Genomic DNA, 13,642 nt, shown 5'->3' with positions numbered 1-13,642 from the left:
CGAAATGCACTCAAAGAAGTAATGTTTTATATAATTAAGTAAGTAAAATCATATCTTTGCTAAAATTTTAAGTATGCTTCAAACAGAATTCCAATCTAAAGAATCTGAAATAAAATTAGTAAAAGGAACCGTTAAGTGGTCTTCTCCAAGTAATATTGCCTTAGTAAAATATTGGGGCAAAAAAGAGCATCAAATACCAGCAAATCCATCTGTAAGTTTTACCTTAAACAATTGCAAAACGATAACTGAATTAACTTATGTTCCCAAAGAAGATAATGAGAATTTTAGTTTTGAGATTTATTTAGATAGCGAACAAAAAGATGATTTTAAATTTAAAATTGAAACTTTTTTTAAACGTATTGAAGCCTATCTCCCTTTTTTAAAACAGTATCACTTTATAATACAAACCACAAATACGTTTCCGCATAGTTCTGGCATAGCCTCTTCAGCGTCTGGAATGAGTGCTTTAGCCTTATGTTTGATGAGTATTGAAAAACAATACAATCCAAATATAACAGAAGCATATTTTAATAAAAAAGCTTCTTTTTTAGCACGTTTAGGTTCTGGTAGTGCCTGCCGAAGCATAGAAGGTGATATTGTAGTTTGGGGAGCTCATAAAAACATTCCAAATAGTTCTAATTTGTTTGGTGTTAAATACCCATTAAAAGTTCACGATAATTTTAAGAATTATCAAGACACTATTTTGTTGGTAGATGAAGGTGAAAAGCAAGTAAGCAGTACTGTTGGTCATAATTTAATGCATAATCATCCTTTTTCTAAAGAGCGATTTTTGCAAGCGCACCAAAATATGGATCGTCTAATTTCAATTTTTGAATCTGGTGATTTAACTGCGTTTATTGAAGTGGTTGAAAGCGAAGCTTTAACGTTACACGCTATGATGATGACGAGCATGCCTTACTTCATTTTAATGAAACCAAACACATTACATATTATAAATGCCATTTGGGAATTTAGAAAAGTAACAGGAAAACATATTAGTTTTACATTGGACGCAGGTGCTAATGTCCATGTTTTATATCCTGAATCCCAAAAAGAAGAGATACTTAATTTTATAAAAACAGAGTTATTACGCTATTGTCAAAACAATCATTTTATAAGCGACCAAATAGGATTTGGAGCTCAACTTTGTTAATGTTTTTAAAAAAAATGTAGTAGCGCTAACAAGATTTAAACTAATTATTATAATAATACGTATATTTGTTAAAGCCAATTGCTTATCTACATGAAAGGACCTCTTTTTTACTCAAAAATATTACTCTTTGGAGAGTACGGAATTATTAAAGATTCTAAAGGACTCTCAATCCCTTATAACTTTTATAAAGGCGCTTTAAAAACAGATAAAAATCCATCGGAAAGTGCAATTAAGTCTAATACAAGCTTAAAACGTTTTGCAGAGTATTTGCAAAATATAGACAATAGTTTAGTCGCTTTTGATGTGCAGTCAATGACTGAAGATTTGTCTAAAGGCATGTATTTTGACTCTTCAATACCGCAAGGTTATGGTGTTGGAAGTTCTGGAGCTTTGGTTGCTGCGATTTACGATAAATATGCACAAGACAAAATTACTGTTTTAGAAAACCTAACAAGAGAAAAGCTTTTAAAGCTGAAAACTATTTTTTCTGAAATGGAATCTTTTTTTCACGGAAAATCCTCTGGCTTAGACCCTTTAAATAGTTATTTGAGTTTACCAATACTTATAAACTCTAAAGAGAATATTGAAGCTACTGGTATCCCAACCCAACAAACCAATGGTAAAGGCGCTGTTTTTTTGTTAGATAGTGGTATTACAGGTGAAACCGCACCAATGGTTAGTATTTTTATGGATAATATGAAGCAAGAAGGCTTCAGGAATATGCTTAAAAATCAATTTATAAAACATACAGATGCTTGTGTGGACGATTTTTTAAAAGGTGATATAAAGTCATTGTTTAAAAACACTAAACAATTATCTAAAGTAGTACTTAATCACTTTAAACCTATGATTCCTTCTCAATTTCATGAGCTTTGGAAAAAAGGGATTGAGACTAATGAGTATTATTTAAAATTATGTGGCTCTGGTGGTGGAGGCTATATTCTTGGTTTTACTGAGGATATTGATGTTGCTAAACAAACCCTTAAAGATCATAAGCTAGAGGTGGTTTATAATTTCTAGTAAACATTCTTAATAAATTTTAATAAGAAATACCAATTAAAATCCTATTTATTAAACTACAGATTCTGTTTTTTTAAATTCTATACGCTTCAGAAGAAAATTTTCAAAGAAATAAACACTATGCTTTCTCGCAACCAAAAACATGTATTGCTAAAGTTTTTCAGCATGTTTTCTGTAGTTAGAGGCTACAATATTTTGGTTATAGTTATTGCGCAATACTTAGCCTCAGTGTATATATTGGCACACCATATTCCTGCACGTAAAGTTGTTTTAGATATTAATTTGCTAATGCTAGTATTAGCTTCTGCAGCTACAATTGCAGGAGGTTACATTATTAATAATTTTTACGATTCGGAAAAAGATTTAATTAATCGCCCAGAAAAAACAATGTTAGATAAATTAGTGAGTCAAAACACTAAATTGTCGTTTTATTTCGTGCTTAATTTTTTTGCTGTGGTATTGGCAAGTTACGTGTCTTTTAGAGCAGTAATTTTCTTTTCTATATATATTTTTGCAATTTGGTTGTATTCGCACAAACTAAAAAAAATGCTGTATTTAGGCAATTTAACGTCTGCATTATTAACAATAACACCATTTTTTGCCATATTTATTTATTATGGAAATTTCGAAAAAGTAATATTTGTTCATGCTATGTTTCTGTTTTTAGTAGTCTCTATGAAAGAGTTAGTAAAAGATTTAGAAAACATAAAAGGAGATTTGGCACTTAACTATAAAACAATTCCTATTGTTTATGGCGAACAAGCTTCAAAAAAAATGCTGACAATTTTAACAATTTTCACTTTTATTCCAACAGCTTTATTATTAGTGTATTTTGAAATAGGATTAATGAATTTATACTTCTATTTATGCATAGTTCTTTTAATTATTTTGTTAGTGTTACTTTGGAAATCCGAAACTAAAACCCATTACCTTATACTTCATGTAATTTTAAAATTTATAATAGTTGCAGGTGTATTTTGTATTGTTTTAATAGATACCGATTTATTATTAAACCGAATTTTATAGTATAACACTTCATGCAGTACTCCTAAAATTAAAGACGAGTTTAAAAGTCGCTAAATCCCAAATTATACTATATCTTTGTACCCGAAAACAAAAGGATTCTAATAGGTTATGAGCAGAAATCAAGATAATAATAGAAAAGGAAAAACCTCAGGACGTGGCACTAATAACACTAAGTCTAAAAGTTTTTCCAGAGGCAATGCGCCAATAAAAAAACAAGTTTCGCAACAAAAAAAATCATCTAATTCAGATGAGATTCGTTTAAATAAATACGTGGCGAATTCAGGAGTATGTTCGCGTCGCGATGCAGATATGCACATCGCAACAGGTTTGGTATCCGTTAACGGAAAAATAATAACAGAAATGGGTTATAAAGTGCAACTCACAGACGAAGTAAGGTTTGATGGAGCACGTGTAAATCCAGAAAAAAAGGCCTACGTTTTACTAAATAAGCCTAAAGGTTTTGCAACCACAACAAGCGAAGGAAAAGGACGTACAGTAATGGATTTGGTGGCAAACGCTACATCTTCTAGGATTAAACCAATAGGTCGTTTAGGTAGAAATAGTAAAGGACTTTTGTTTTTTACAAATGATGATGCTATAGCTAAAAAATTTACCAATTCTAAGAATGGAGTAGCAAGACTGTTTCATATAGAATTAAACAAAAATTTAAAGGTTGAAGACCTTAAAAAAATTAGAGAAGGCTTTAAAGTAGATGGAAAACTTATTACTGTTGAAGAAATTAGCTTTATCGATGGTGCTTCTAAAAAAGAAATAGGATTAAAAATTAAAAATACAGGTAATATAATATTGCGTACAATTTTTGATTATTTAAAATATGAAATTGAAAGTGTAGATTGTGTTGCAATAGGACACTTAACTAAAAAGGACATTCCACGTGGTCATTGGAAACATTTAACAGAGCAAGAGCTAAACACGTTAAAAATGATGTAAATTTTGACTCAAGATATATAAGCTAAAAAAGCTTAAGTGGGATTCACTTAAGCTTTTTTTGGTTTAAAGAGGTAGGCTTTCTATTCGTCATCATTAGAGAATAGGTCTTTTCTTGCTTTTTTTAAGTCTGAGTGAGATTCTAATTCCTTTAAATAAAACACCTCCATTTTCGATAATATTGCAGGCATTGTTGTTGGAAGATCTAAACCAAACAACGCGTTTAGAATTTGATCAATAATTAGTATAATATCAATCAACCATTTTGGAGCATTAAAAAGGTCTAATAAAAATAAAATAAGTTTTTTAATTTCTTTTATTATACTGTTTAGACCTAGTTTAGATGAAATAGACTTTAAGTTTTTAGATATAGATTTAGCACTCTTTACTAGTTCTAAGCCAGAGGCAGTTCTCAACAAATCGGTTGCATCTTTCTTTTCTTGTGCAGAGCCATTATTAAAGCTATTCATTATAAGTTCAGAGACTTCTTTAAATTGATTAACAAGTATAGGAGCATAAATTGTAACTACATTTTTCATGTCTTGATCATCAAAACTTTTTAATAAACCAGCTTCAATTGCTTGTGGAATGCTAATTAACTCATTAGCAAATATTTCTACTTGAGATAAATTTTCTTTTGTTGCCATAATATCTATTTTAATCTACCTACTCTATTACTAAAGGCTTTTCGGTTTACGCCTTATTTAAATTAATTACATCTCGAAATGTTGAGTACAAAGTTGCGAGCAAATAGAAATTGTAGCAAGAGTTTAAAAACGGAGTTTAATAAATGTTTACCTTAATGGTTTAAAGCGTATTAACTTTAATAAAAGGGGTTTTTAACCCTAAATAAAGCCTAATCTTATTATTACATTTGTGTATAATCAGTAAATAGCCAATTATGAAAAATTTAAAAAGTATCGTGTTTTTATTATTTGTATCCTTATGTGTCGCGACTAGTTGTGATTATAAAGAAGTAATTAGCACAAGCGAATATGAAAGAAAAGGTCGTCTATTAACCTTAGAAGAAGCTGTCAATATGCGAGAAAATTATCAGGTTTCAATAATGCCAGCAATCGAAGAGGCTCAAAATAACAGACTACAAACAGAAAATTATAGTGGTACACAATACATCTGGATAGATATAGAGCATTTAAAAGAGTATGTAGCCTTCTTAGAAGCTGTAGAAAAAAAGAATGCAGACCAACCTAAAATTTCAGGTGTAGCCATATATTTAGGTGCTTACGGCAAAGACTATTCTGCTCAAAAAAGTGATAAAGAAAGTAATAAAAAACAGGTTGTAAATAGAACAGGAGATTATAGAGGAAGAGAAACTGTTTTATTAAACCCAACATTTGTTGAGCATGGCAATAAAACCGATAATATTTTAAATCATAAACCTTTTAAAATTTCACCAATAAACCCAAAAGAAGATAAATACAAAGGCACTTATAAAGTGTTTACAGCATTGGAGTACAACCCGAATAAATCACAAAATGCAAGTAGAATGATAATGATGAGTAAAAAAGAGAATGATACAGACACAAGTTTAGCAGATAATGAGCTTGGTACAGTGCCTCCAATGTAAATTAACTTTAAAATGAAGTTCACCTACTTTGCCATTTTATTAGAGATAATAACTGCTATAGTCGCATTTTCGCAATTGTATAAGTTTAAAAATTCCTACCTCAAATATGCTGTGTTTTTAATTTGTTACATGGCTTTAAATGACTCTATTTTAACACTCTACAATATTTTTTTTAAAGTTTCTTACAATTTTATATTCTACAATATTTATTTTGTAGTTAATTTTATAACACTGTTCTACTTATTTAAAAAATCACTTAAAAACAGTTTAATAGTAAAAGGAATTAACGTTGTGATTTTAATTTATTGTTTGTTAATTCCAGTAGATGTATTTGTTCTTAAAATTAATTATCTTAATCAAACACAAGTTGTACCTTATGTGTTTGGTGGAGTTGTAATAATATTTCTAATTTTAAATTTCTTTTTAGAGACAATAAGTTCTGACGAAATTATAAAAATTGACAAAAAAATCATGTTTTGGATTAGCATAGCTTTTTTCTTTTATTACTTAGCATTTGTCCCTTTTAAACTAAGTCAAAATTTTTATGTAAACTCCAGGCCACACATTTATTTGTTTCAAATAAGAATTATAGCAACAGTTTTAATGAATTTAACACTAATATTTGGGTTTTTATGGAGCAAGAAGGAGTAGAGCTAATTTTGTTTATTCTTATAATCGCTATTCTAGGAGGATTCTTCGTGCTTTTATTTTTAATGTTTTTAAAACGAAAAAATAAGCTCATAAAAAGCAAGCAAGAGACAGAAAATTATTTGAAACAAGAAATTGTTAATACGCAAATCGAAATCCGAGAAGAAACATTACGAAACATAAGTTGGGAATTACACGATAATATTGGACAATTAATGACACTTGCAAAAATCCAAGTTCAAAACGCTAAAAATGATCCTAAAAAAATAGAAGAAGTTGCAGAAATTATAGGAAAAAGCTTATCGGAACTCAGAGCACTCTCTAAAGCCATTAATCCCGAAACAATAAAAAACCTAAATTTTGTTGAAGCTATACAAGCAGAAATCGATAGGTTTAATAGGCTTAAGTTTTTAGAAGCAACATTTATAATAAAAGGCGAGATAATAAATATAGACTCTAAAGAAGCAGTTATACTATTTAGAATCCTTCAAGAGTTTTTCTCAAACACAATTAAACATTCGCAATCAAGTACATTGCATGTAGAAATAAACTATAAAAAAACAGAATTTAATTTTATAGCTAAAGATAATGGAATAGGTTTTAATACGTTAGATACAAGCGAAGGCATTGGACTAAAAAACATGAAAAATAGAGCAAAACTAGTACGCGCCGACTTAACCATAAATTCAATTATAGGTGAAGGAACCACACTAATCATAAATTATAAATATTAGAAAGTTACTGGTATGAAAAAACACTCTGTAGTAGTCGTAGACGATCATATTTTACTCTCCCAAGCCATAAGCGAGCTCGTAAATAATTTCGATGCTTTCGAAACAAAATACACCTGTAAAAACGGGAAAGAATTACTAACTAAGCTAAAAGACCCAAAGAATATAACAGACATAATATTAATGGATGTTAATATGCCAATCTTAAACGGAATTGAAACAACCAAACAGGTTTCCGAAAATTATAAAAACATCAAAATATTAGCATTGTCTATCGAAGAAGATGAAAAAACCATAATAAATATGCTTAAATCTGGTGCTAAAGGCTATTTGATGAAGGATACAAAAAAAGAAATTTTAGAAGAAGCCTTACATCAAGTTATAGAAAAGGGCTATTACCACACCAATACAATTACACAATTATTAGTTGGAAACTTAAATAAAAAAGAAAGCGAAAATATTTTAAAAGTAAGAGAAATAGAATTTATTAAATTAGCCTGCAGCGAAAAAACATATAAAGAAATTGCCGAAATCATGTTTCTTAGTCCTAAAACTATTGAAGGTTACAGAGATTCACTATACAGTAAATTAAACATTAAAAACAGAATAGGCTTGGTTTTATACGCCATTAGGAGCAATCTGTTTAAACCATAATTATACTTAAAACGTTAATTTTTTTTTAGTTGTCAAAACCTAAATAAAGATGTATTTTTGCAAGCCGAAAAAAAGGCAAATAATTAGTGCTCTATTTTAAAGAGTATAAAATAAAAATATAATGACAGCAAAAGGAAACACAACATTTGATGTATTAATAGAAATACCAAAAGGAAGTAGAAACAAGTACGAATACGATTTCGATTTAAAGAAAATACGTTTCGATCGTATGTTATTTTCATCTATGATGTATCCAGGAGATTATGGGTTTATTCCAGAAACTTTAGCCTTAGATGGAGACCCTTTAGATGTTTTAGTTATGGGAACAGAACCAACGTTTCCAATGTGTGTGATGGAAGTAAAGCCCATTGGAGTATTCCACATGGCAGACGAAAAAGGGCCAGACGAAAAAATAATTTGTGTACCTGTTACAGATCCTATTTGGAATATTTATAACGATATCCAAGATTTAAATCCTCACAGAATAAAGGAAATCACACATTTCTTTCAAGTATATAAAGATTTAGAGAAGAAAAAAGTAGATGTTGGTGGTTGGGGAAATGCTCAAGAAGCTTACGATATTCTAAACAAATGTGTAGAACGTTACGAAAAAAGTGACCATAAAGTAAAAGGTGATTTCACCATTTAGCCACATTTAAAAATACTTATTTATTGAAGCTCTTGTAGATACCTCTACAAGAGCTTTCTTATTTTGGCGGATTTTGTTACTTTAGCGTTCGTTAAAAACTAATCAAACACTATAATATGGAATCAATGATGATTTATATGCCAATAGTATTGGCAATTTTAGGATTAATTTACATGGTAGTAAAGCAATCTTGGGTAATGAAACAAGACGCTGGAGATGGCAAGATGAAAGAAATTTCAGATCACATCTACGAAGGCGCATTGGCGTTCTTAAATGCAGAATACCGTTTACTAGCAATATTTGTAGTAATCGTAAGTATATTATTAGCAATTGTATCATTTGTTGTGCCTACAACACACTGGTTAATTGTTGTTGCCTTTATTTTTGGAGCAGTATTTTCTGCGTACGCAGGAAATATTGGAATGAAAATAGCAACCAAAACAAACGTACGTACAACACAAGCTGCTCGTACAAGTTTACCAAACGCACTTAAAATTTCTTTTGGTGGAGGAACAGTAATGGGACTTGGTGTTGCTGGTTTAGCAGTATTAGGTTTAACTGCTTTCTTTATCTTTTTCTTCTGGTTTTTTATGGGAAGCGAGTGGACTAACACAATGGATATGACTATTGTTTTAGAAACACTTGCTGGTTTTTCACTAGGAGCAGAATCTATTGCATTATTTGCAAGAGTTGGTGGTGGAATCTATACTAAGGCTGCAGATGTTGGAGCCGATTTAGTAGGTAAAGTAGAAGCTGGTATTCCAGAAGATGACCCTCGTAATCCTGCTACAATTGCAGATAATGTTGGTGATAATGTAGGTGATGTTGCTGGTATGGGAGCCGATTTATTTGGTTCGTATGTAGCAACTGTATTAGCTGCTATGGTTCTTGGTAACTATGTGATTAAAGATATGGGAGGTTCAATCTCTGATGCTTTTGGAGGTATTGGACCAATCTTATTACCAATGGCAATTGCTGGTGCAGGAATAATTATTTCTATTATTGGTACAATGCTGGTAAAAATAAAAAATAACGACGCTAAAGAAGCGCAAGTTATGGGTGCTTTAAATATTGGTAACTGGACATCAATTGCTCTTGTTGCAGCGTCTTGTTTTGGGTTATGTATGTATATGCTTCCTGAGACTATGAAAATGAATTTCTTTGGAGAAGGACTTCAAGAAATCTCATCAATGCGTGTATTCTATGCCACTTTAGTTGGTTTATTTGTTGGAGCAGTTATTTCTTCAGTAACAGAATATTATACAGGTTTAGGTAAAAAACCAATTTTAAATATTGTGCAACAATCAAGTACAGGTGCAGGAACAAACATTATTGCTGGTTTAGCAACAGGTATGATTTCTACATTCCCTTCAGTATTATTATTTGCTGGAGCAATTTGGGCCTCTTATGCATTTGCAGGATTTTACGGAGTTGCACTTGCAGCTTCTGCAATGATGGCAACTACAGCTATGCAATTAGCAATTGATGCTTTTGGACCAATATCTGATAATGCTGGTGGAATTGCCGAAATGAGTGAGCAAGAACCTATTGTTAGAGAACGTACAGATATCTTAGACTCTGTTGGTAATACAACAGCAGCAACAGGAAAAGGATTTGCTATTGCCTCAGCTGCGTTAACATCGTTAGCATTATTTGCGGCTTACGTAACCTTTACAGGAATCGACGGAATTAACATCTTTAAAGCACCAGTTTTAGCCATGTTATTTGTTGGTGGAATGGTACCAGTAGTATTCTCTGCTTTAGCAATGAATGCTGTAGGTAAAGCTGCCATGGAAATGGTAGAAGAAGTACGTCGCCAATTTAGAGACATTCCAGGAATTATGGAAGGTACTGGGAAACCAGAATACGATAAATGTGTGGCGATTTCAACAAAGGCTTCTTTAAAAGAAATGATGTTACCAGGTTTACTAACTATTGGGTTTCCTTTAGTTATTGCATTTGTCCCAATGCTTTTTGGAATGAATAACTTAGCTATCGCAGAAATGTTAGGTGGTTATATGGCTGGTGTTACAGTATCTGGTGTGCTTTGGGCAATCTTTCAAAATAATGCTGGAGGTGCTTGGGATAACGCTAAAAAATCGTTTGAAGCTGGTGTAGAAATTAATGGAGAAATGACGTATAAAGGTTCTGATGCGCACAAAGCAGCAGTAACTGGAGATACAGTTGGTGATCCTTTTAAAGATACGTCTGGACCATCAATGAACATATTAATTAAACTAACCTGTTTAATTGGCTTGGTAATTGCTCCAATTTTAGGAGGTCACGCTACAGATGGAACTGCAATGAACAGCAATCAATTTAACGAAGTTAATATAGAAACGGAATTAAGAGCAGATGCAAATAATGTAGCTGAAGCTGTAGTATATTATAGTGCTGTTGTAAATGGAGAAAAAGTTTCTGAGAAAAAAGTGTTTACAGGGACTAAAGACGAAGTAAAAAACGCTATTAACGCTTTCGAAAAATCATTAGAAACCACAAATAAAACTATAGAGGAGGTTAGAATTATAAAATAATTTAACCAACAACAAATTTTAGGCCACACCATAAAACGTGTGGCTTTTTTTATTAAATTATAAATTGAAATTTTAATCGCTTAGCTAACATATATGAGCTTATTTAAAAAAGATCCTTTTCAAATTATAGCCTTCCAAAGTTATGGTACAGCAACGCATTTCTTTGCAAGAGGAAGAGCTCTGGAGGATGAATCTATAAATTTAGAGAAGCAAAATATATTTAGCTTAATTAGAAATACTTGGAAACGTTTTGAAACTGATGAGGTTAAAAACACAGCAATTAACTTAAGACTGCCAAACGATACTGTAATTAAGGCAAAAACAGATAATAACGGATATTTTAGAGTAGAAGAAACTTTAGATAATTTGCAATCAATGACTAATGAAGAGGGTTGGCTTCCTTTTGTGTTGTCTTACCACAATCCTAAAATTAAACGCACTATTACAAACCAAAATCGTTTTCCTGGAGAGTTATTAATCCCTTCTTTAAAGGCAGAGTTTGGTGTTGCTAGTGATATTGATGATACTATTTTGCATACAGGTGTGGTGTCTAGATTAAAATGGCGTTTACTGTATAACACCATTTTTAAAAATGCTAAAAGCAGATTGCCTTTAGAAGGTGCAGCAGAATTTTACCACAAACTACACAGAGGTAAAAGTGGTAAAAACTCAAATCCCATTTTTTATGTTAGCCATAGTCCTTGGAATTTATACCGTTATTTGGAGTTGTTTTTAAAACAAAACAACTTCCCAAAAGGTCCTATTTTACTTAGGAGTTTTAGTAATTTGCTAAAAAAGAAACCTTTAGACGAAAAACCACAGAAACAAAAGGAAATTATTAATTTGCTAAAAACGTATCCAAAACTTCCATTTATATTAATTGGAGATAGTGGAGAACACGATCCAGATATTTATATAGAAATTGCCGAAGCCTATCCAAATAGAATTAAAGCTATTTATTTAAGAAGCGTAAAACATAAAAAAAAGATGCTACGTGTTAAAGGGATTGTAGAGAGTTATAAATCAACTCCTATTTTATTAGTCGAAAACAGTAAACAAGCCATTGAGCATGCTCGCGACAATGGATTTATTCTTTAAGAAACGGGATGTTTTAAACATAAAATTTGAAGTTTAAAAACAGGCCAAATTTGAGGTCTAGTTTGCGTTAGCGATAGAAACGGCATCCTTTTTTGTGTGCGCTTATGCACAAAAAAGATATAGTGGATAGCGCGACCTTTAGGTAACGCCAAAAAAATAGATTAAAATAAACCGTTAATCTGAGCGTCGATTTTATTAATAATGCCTCCTAAATCCTCAGGATTAGCAACAAAATCTAAATTATCGACGTCTATAATTAACAAATTTCCTTTGTCGTAACCAGTAATCCAAGCTTCGTAACGTTCGTTAAGTCTGCTTAAATAATCAATGCTTATTGAGTTTTCATAATCACGTCCACGTTTGTGTATTTGTGACACTAAATTGGAGATGGAACTGCGTAAATAGATTAATAAATCTGGTCCTTGCACAAAACTTTCCATTAAATCAAAAAGCGATTTATAGTTTTCAAAATCGCGATTAGTCATTAAACCCATAGCGTGCAAGTTTGGTGCAAAAATATGAGCATCTTCATAGATAGTTCGGTCTTGGATAATATCTTTACCGCTTTCTCTAATTTGAGAGACTTGGCGAAAACGACTATTTAAAAAATACACCTGAAGATTAAAACTCCAGCGTTCCATTTGGTTGTAAAAATCATCTAAATAAGGATTGTCCACAACGTCTTCTAATTGTGCTTCCCATTTATAGTGTTTGGCTAGTAATTTTGTGAGCGTAGTTTTTCCTGCGCCTATGTTTCCTGCAATCGCAACGTGCATAATTTATTCCTTTTTTAGTCGGTTTTGATAAAGCGTTCCATCGTTGTAAATATACAGTGTTTCGTTGGTTACAAAAAACTGATTTATTAACAATTTTGAAGTTTTTATTGCTTTTAGTTCTGAGGTGTTTTCGTCTAAAAAAAACAATGTCGTTCCTTTTTTTAAATATATAGTCTCGTCATGCTCTATAATTGAAGTGTAACCATCATTTGGTAGCTTTTCTACCAAGCTACCAAAATAATTATATTTATATAAATACTTATTTGTAAGTAGCCAACACGCGTTGTAATTGCTTGTTATGTCTATAATGTTCCCATTTATAGGTAGTGTTTGTACGCGTGTTTTATTGGTTTTATAATCGTAAAGTTCTAGCTGTTGGTTGTCTTGATTATAAATCCATATAGTATTGTCAAACCCAGTTGTAATATGCGACACATTTTTAAAAGGCTGCTGTGCATTAAAATCGACTTTGTAAATTTCGGCTAAACGATTATCTAAAATTACAACTGTATTAAAATCGGAATAAAATAAATTAATTTTTAAGGGATTAAAGGCATTGGCTGAAGTTAATTCGCCTAATTGTAAATTATTGTATTGTGTGAGTTTTTCCTTTTCTTTTTTATAAAACACATTGTTTTTTGTGTAGTAAAAACTATTAAGATCATTTACAGCAATTAAACTATCTAAAGTAATTTGTAGTTGAGTGTTAACTAAAGGTTGGTTTTTGTCTTGGCTTAAAGCCGAAAAGCTAACGCATAAAAATAACAGAAAAAAGTGTTTCATAGTAAATTGAAAAATACAAAAATCGAACCATAAA

At 31.2% G+C, this 13,642-nt stretch carries 13 protein-coding genes; 10 read left to right on the top strand and 3 right to left on the bottom strand.

Features of this window, described 5'->3' with window-relative positions:
- Positions 1–73: 73 nt before the first annotated feature.
- From ACVC5O_RS14510 to ACVC5O_RS14495, 4 genes are all read left to right on the top strand, one after another.
- Positions 74–1,153 carry a diphosphomevalonate/mevalonate 3,5-bisphosphate decarboxylase family protein gene (locus ACVC5O_RS14510; protein ID WP_452222203.1) on the top strand — a complete coding sequence of 360 codons (1,080 nt, stop codon included), beginning with the start codon at positions 74–76 and terminating at the stop codon, positions 1,151–1,153.
- Positions 1,154–1,243: 90 nt separating this feature from the next.
- Positions 1,244–2,173 carry a mevalonate kinase family protein gene (locus ACVC5O_RS14505; RefSeq protein ID WP_452222202.1) on the top strand — a complete coding sequence of 310 codons (930 nt, stop codon included), beginning with the start codon at positions 1,244–1,246 and terminating at the stop codon, positions 2,171–2,173.
- 120 nt (positions 2,174–2,293) lie between these two features.
- Positions 2,294–3,199 carry a geranylgeranylglycerol-phosphate geranylgeranyltransferase gene (locus ACVC5O_RS14500; RefSeq protein ID WP_452222201.1) on the top strand — a complete coding sequence of 302 codons (906 nt, stop codon included), beginning with the start codon at positions 2,294–2,296 and terminating at the stop codon, positions 3,197–3,199.
- 108 nt (positions 3,200–3,307) lie between these two features.
- Positions 3,308–4,150 (top strand): pseudouridine synthase, encoded by an 843-nt coding sequence (locus ACVC5O_RS14495; protein ID WP_452222200.1) that lies wholly within the window; start codon positions 3,308–3,310, stop codon positions 4,148–4,150.
- 80 nt (positions 4,151–4,230) lie between these two features.
- On the opposite strand, the gene ACVC5O_RS14490 is transcribed toward ACVC5O_RS14495, so the two are convergent.
- Positions 4,231–4,794, bottom strand: coding sequence for a hypothetical protein (locus tag ACVC5O_RS14490; protein WP_452222199.1), 564 nt, complete (start codon positions 4,792–4,794; stop codon positions 4,231–4,233).
- A 254-nt stretch (positions 4,795–5,048) separates the two neighbouring features.
- On the opposite strand from ACVC5O_RS14490, the gene ACVC5O_RS14485 reads away from it, so the two are divergent.
- The 6 genes from ACVC5O_RS14485 (at position 5,049) to ACVC5O_RS14460 (ending at position 12,049) form a co-directional block, all read left to right on the top strand.
- Positions 5,049–5,735, top strand: a complete 687-nt coding sequence (locus ACVC5O_RS14485; RefSeq protein WP_452222198.1) for a hypothetical protein — start codon at positions 5,049–5,051, stop codon at positions 5,733–5,735.
- 632 nt (positions 5,736–6,367) lie between these two features.
- Entirely contained in the window at positions 6,368–7,117 is a 750-nt protein-coding gene (locus ACVC5O_RS14480) for a sensor histidine kinase (protein WP_452222197.1), read from the top strand.
- Positions 7,118–7,129: 12 nt separating this feature from the next.
- On the top strand, positions 7,130–7,768 hold the full coding sequence (locus ACVC5O_RS14475; protein WP_452222196.1) for a response regulator: 639 nt from the start codon (positions 7,130–7,132) through the stop codon (positions 7,766–7,768).
- A 121-nt stretch (positions 7,769–7,889) separates the two neighbouring features.
- Positions 7,890–8,417 carry an inorganic diphosphatase gene (locus ACVC5O_RS14470; protein WP_452222195.1) on the top strand — a complete coding sequence of 176 codons (528 nt, stop codon included), beginning with the start codon at positions 7,890–7,892 and terminating at the stop codon, positions 8,415–8,417.
- A gap of 116 nt (positions 8,418–8,533) precedes the next feature.
- Positions 8,534–10,951 (top strand): sodium-translocating pyrophosphatase, encoded by a 2,418-nt coding sequence (locus ACVC5O_RS14465; protein WP_452222194.1) that lies wholly within the window; start codon positions 8,534–8,536, stop codon positions 10,949–10,951.
- Between the two features lie 93 nt (positions 10,952–11,044).
- Positions 11,045–12,049 carry an App1 family protein gene (locus ACVC5O_RS14460; RefSeq protein ID WP_452222193.1) on the top strand — a complete coding sequence of 335 codons (1,005 nt, stop codon included), beginning with the start codon at positions 11,045–11,047 and terminating at the stop codon, positions 12,047–12,049.
- Positions 12,050–12,210: 161 nt separating this feature from the next.
- On the opposite strand, the gene ACVC5O_RS14455 is transcribed toward ACVC5O_RS14460, so the two are convergent.
- Positions 12,211–12,825, bottom strand: a complete 615-nt coding sequence (locus ACVC5O_RS14455; protein ID WP_452222192.1) for a deoxynucleoside kinase — start codon at positions 12,823–12,825, stop codon at positions 12,211–12,213.
- Between the two features lie 3 nt (positions 12,826–12,828).
- Positions 12,829–13,608, bottom strand: a complete 780-nt coding sequence (locus ACVC5O_RS14450) for a hypothetical protein (protein ID WP_452222191.1) — start codon at positions 13,606–13,608, stop codon at positions 12,829–12,831.
- Positions 13,609–13,642 lie beyond the last annotated feature (34 nt).

The organism is Lacinutrix salivirga, from assembly GCF_053604675.1.
The sequence above is the reverse complement of the archived record's forward strand: the minus strand, read 5'-3'. Positions and strand labels throughout refer to the sequence as shown.

Excerpts from the sequence above, each read along its gene's own strand:
- ACVC5O_RS14510 (WP_452222203.1), top strand. The coding sequence starts at position 74 with ATGCTTCAAACAGAATTCCAATCTAAAGAATCTGAAATAAAATTAGTA.
- ACVC5O_RS14460 (WP_452222193.1), top strand. The coding sequence starts at position 11,045 with ATGAGCTTATTTAAAAAAGATCCTTTTCAAATTATAGCCTTCCAAAGT.
- ACVC5O_RS14505 (WP_452222202.1), top strand. The coding sequence starts at position 1,244 with ATGAAAGGACCTCTTTTTTACTCAAAAATATTACTCTTTGGAGAGTAC.
- ACVC5O_RS14455 (WP_452222192.1), bottom strand. The coding sequence starts at position 12,825 with ATGCACGTTGCGATTGCAGGAAACATAGGCGCAGGAAAAACTACGCTC.
- ACVC5O_RS14470 (WP_452222195.1), top strand. The coding sequence starts at position 7,890 with ATGACAGCAAAAGGAAACACAACATTTGATGTATTAATAGAAATACCA.
- ACVC5O_RS14495 (WP_452222200.1), top strand. The coding sequence starts at position 3,308 with ATGAGCAGAAATCAAGATAATAATAGAAAAGGAAAAACCTCAGGACGT.
- ACVC5O_RS14475 (WP_452222196.1), top strand. The coding sequence starts at position 7,130 with ATGAAAAAACACTCTGTAGTAGTCGTAGACGATCATATTTTACTCTCC.
- ACVC5O_RS14500 (WP_452222201.1), top strand. The coding sequence starts at position 2,294 with ATGCTTTCTCGCAACCAAAAACATGTATTGCTAAAGTTTTTCAGCATG.
- ACVC5O_RS14480 (WP_452222197.1), top strand. The coding sequence starts at position 6,368 with ATGGAGCAAGAAGGAGTAGAGCTAATTTTGTTTATTCTTATAATCGCT.
- ACVC5O_RS14485 (WP_452222198.1), top strand. The coding sequence starts at position 5,049 with ATGAAAAATTTAAAAAGTATCGTGTTTTTATTATTTGTATCCTTATGT.
- ACVC5O_RS14490 (WP_452222199.1), bottom strand. The coding sequence starts at position 4,794 with ATGGCAACAAAAGAAAATTTATCTCAAGTAGAAATATTTGCTAATGAG.
- ACVC5O_RS14465 (WP_452222194.1), top strand. The coding sequence starts at position 8,534 with ATGGAATCAATGATGATTTATATGCCAATAGTATTGGCAATTTTAGGA.
- ACVC5O_RS14450 (WP_452222191.1), bottom strand. The coding sequence starts at position 13,608 with ATGAAACACTTTTTTCTGTTATTTTTATGCGTTAGCTTTTCGGCTTTA.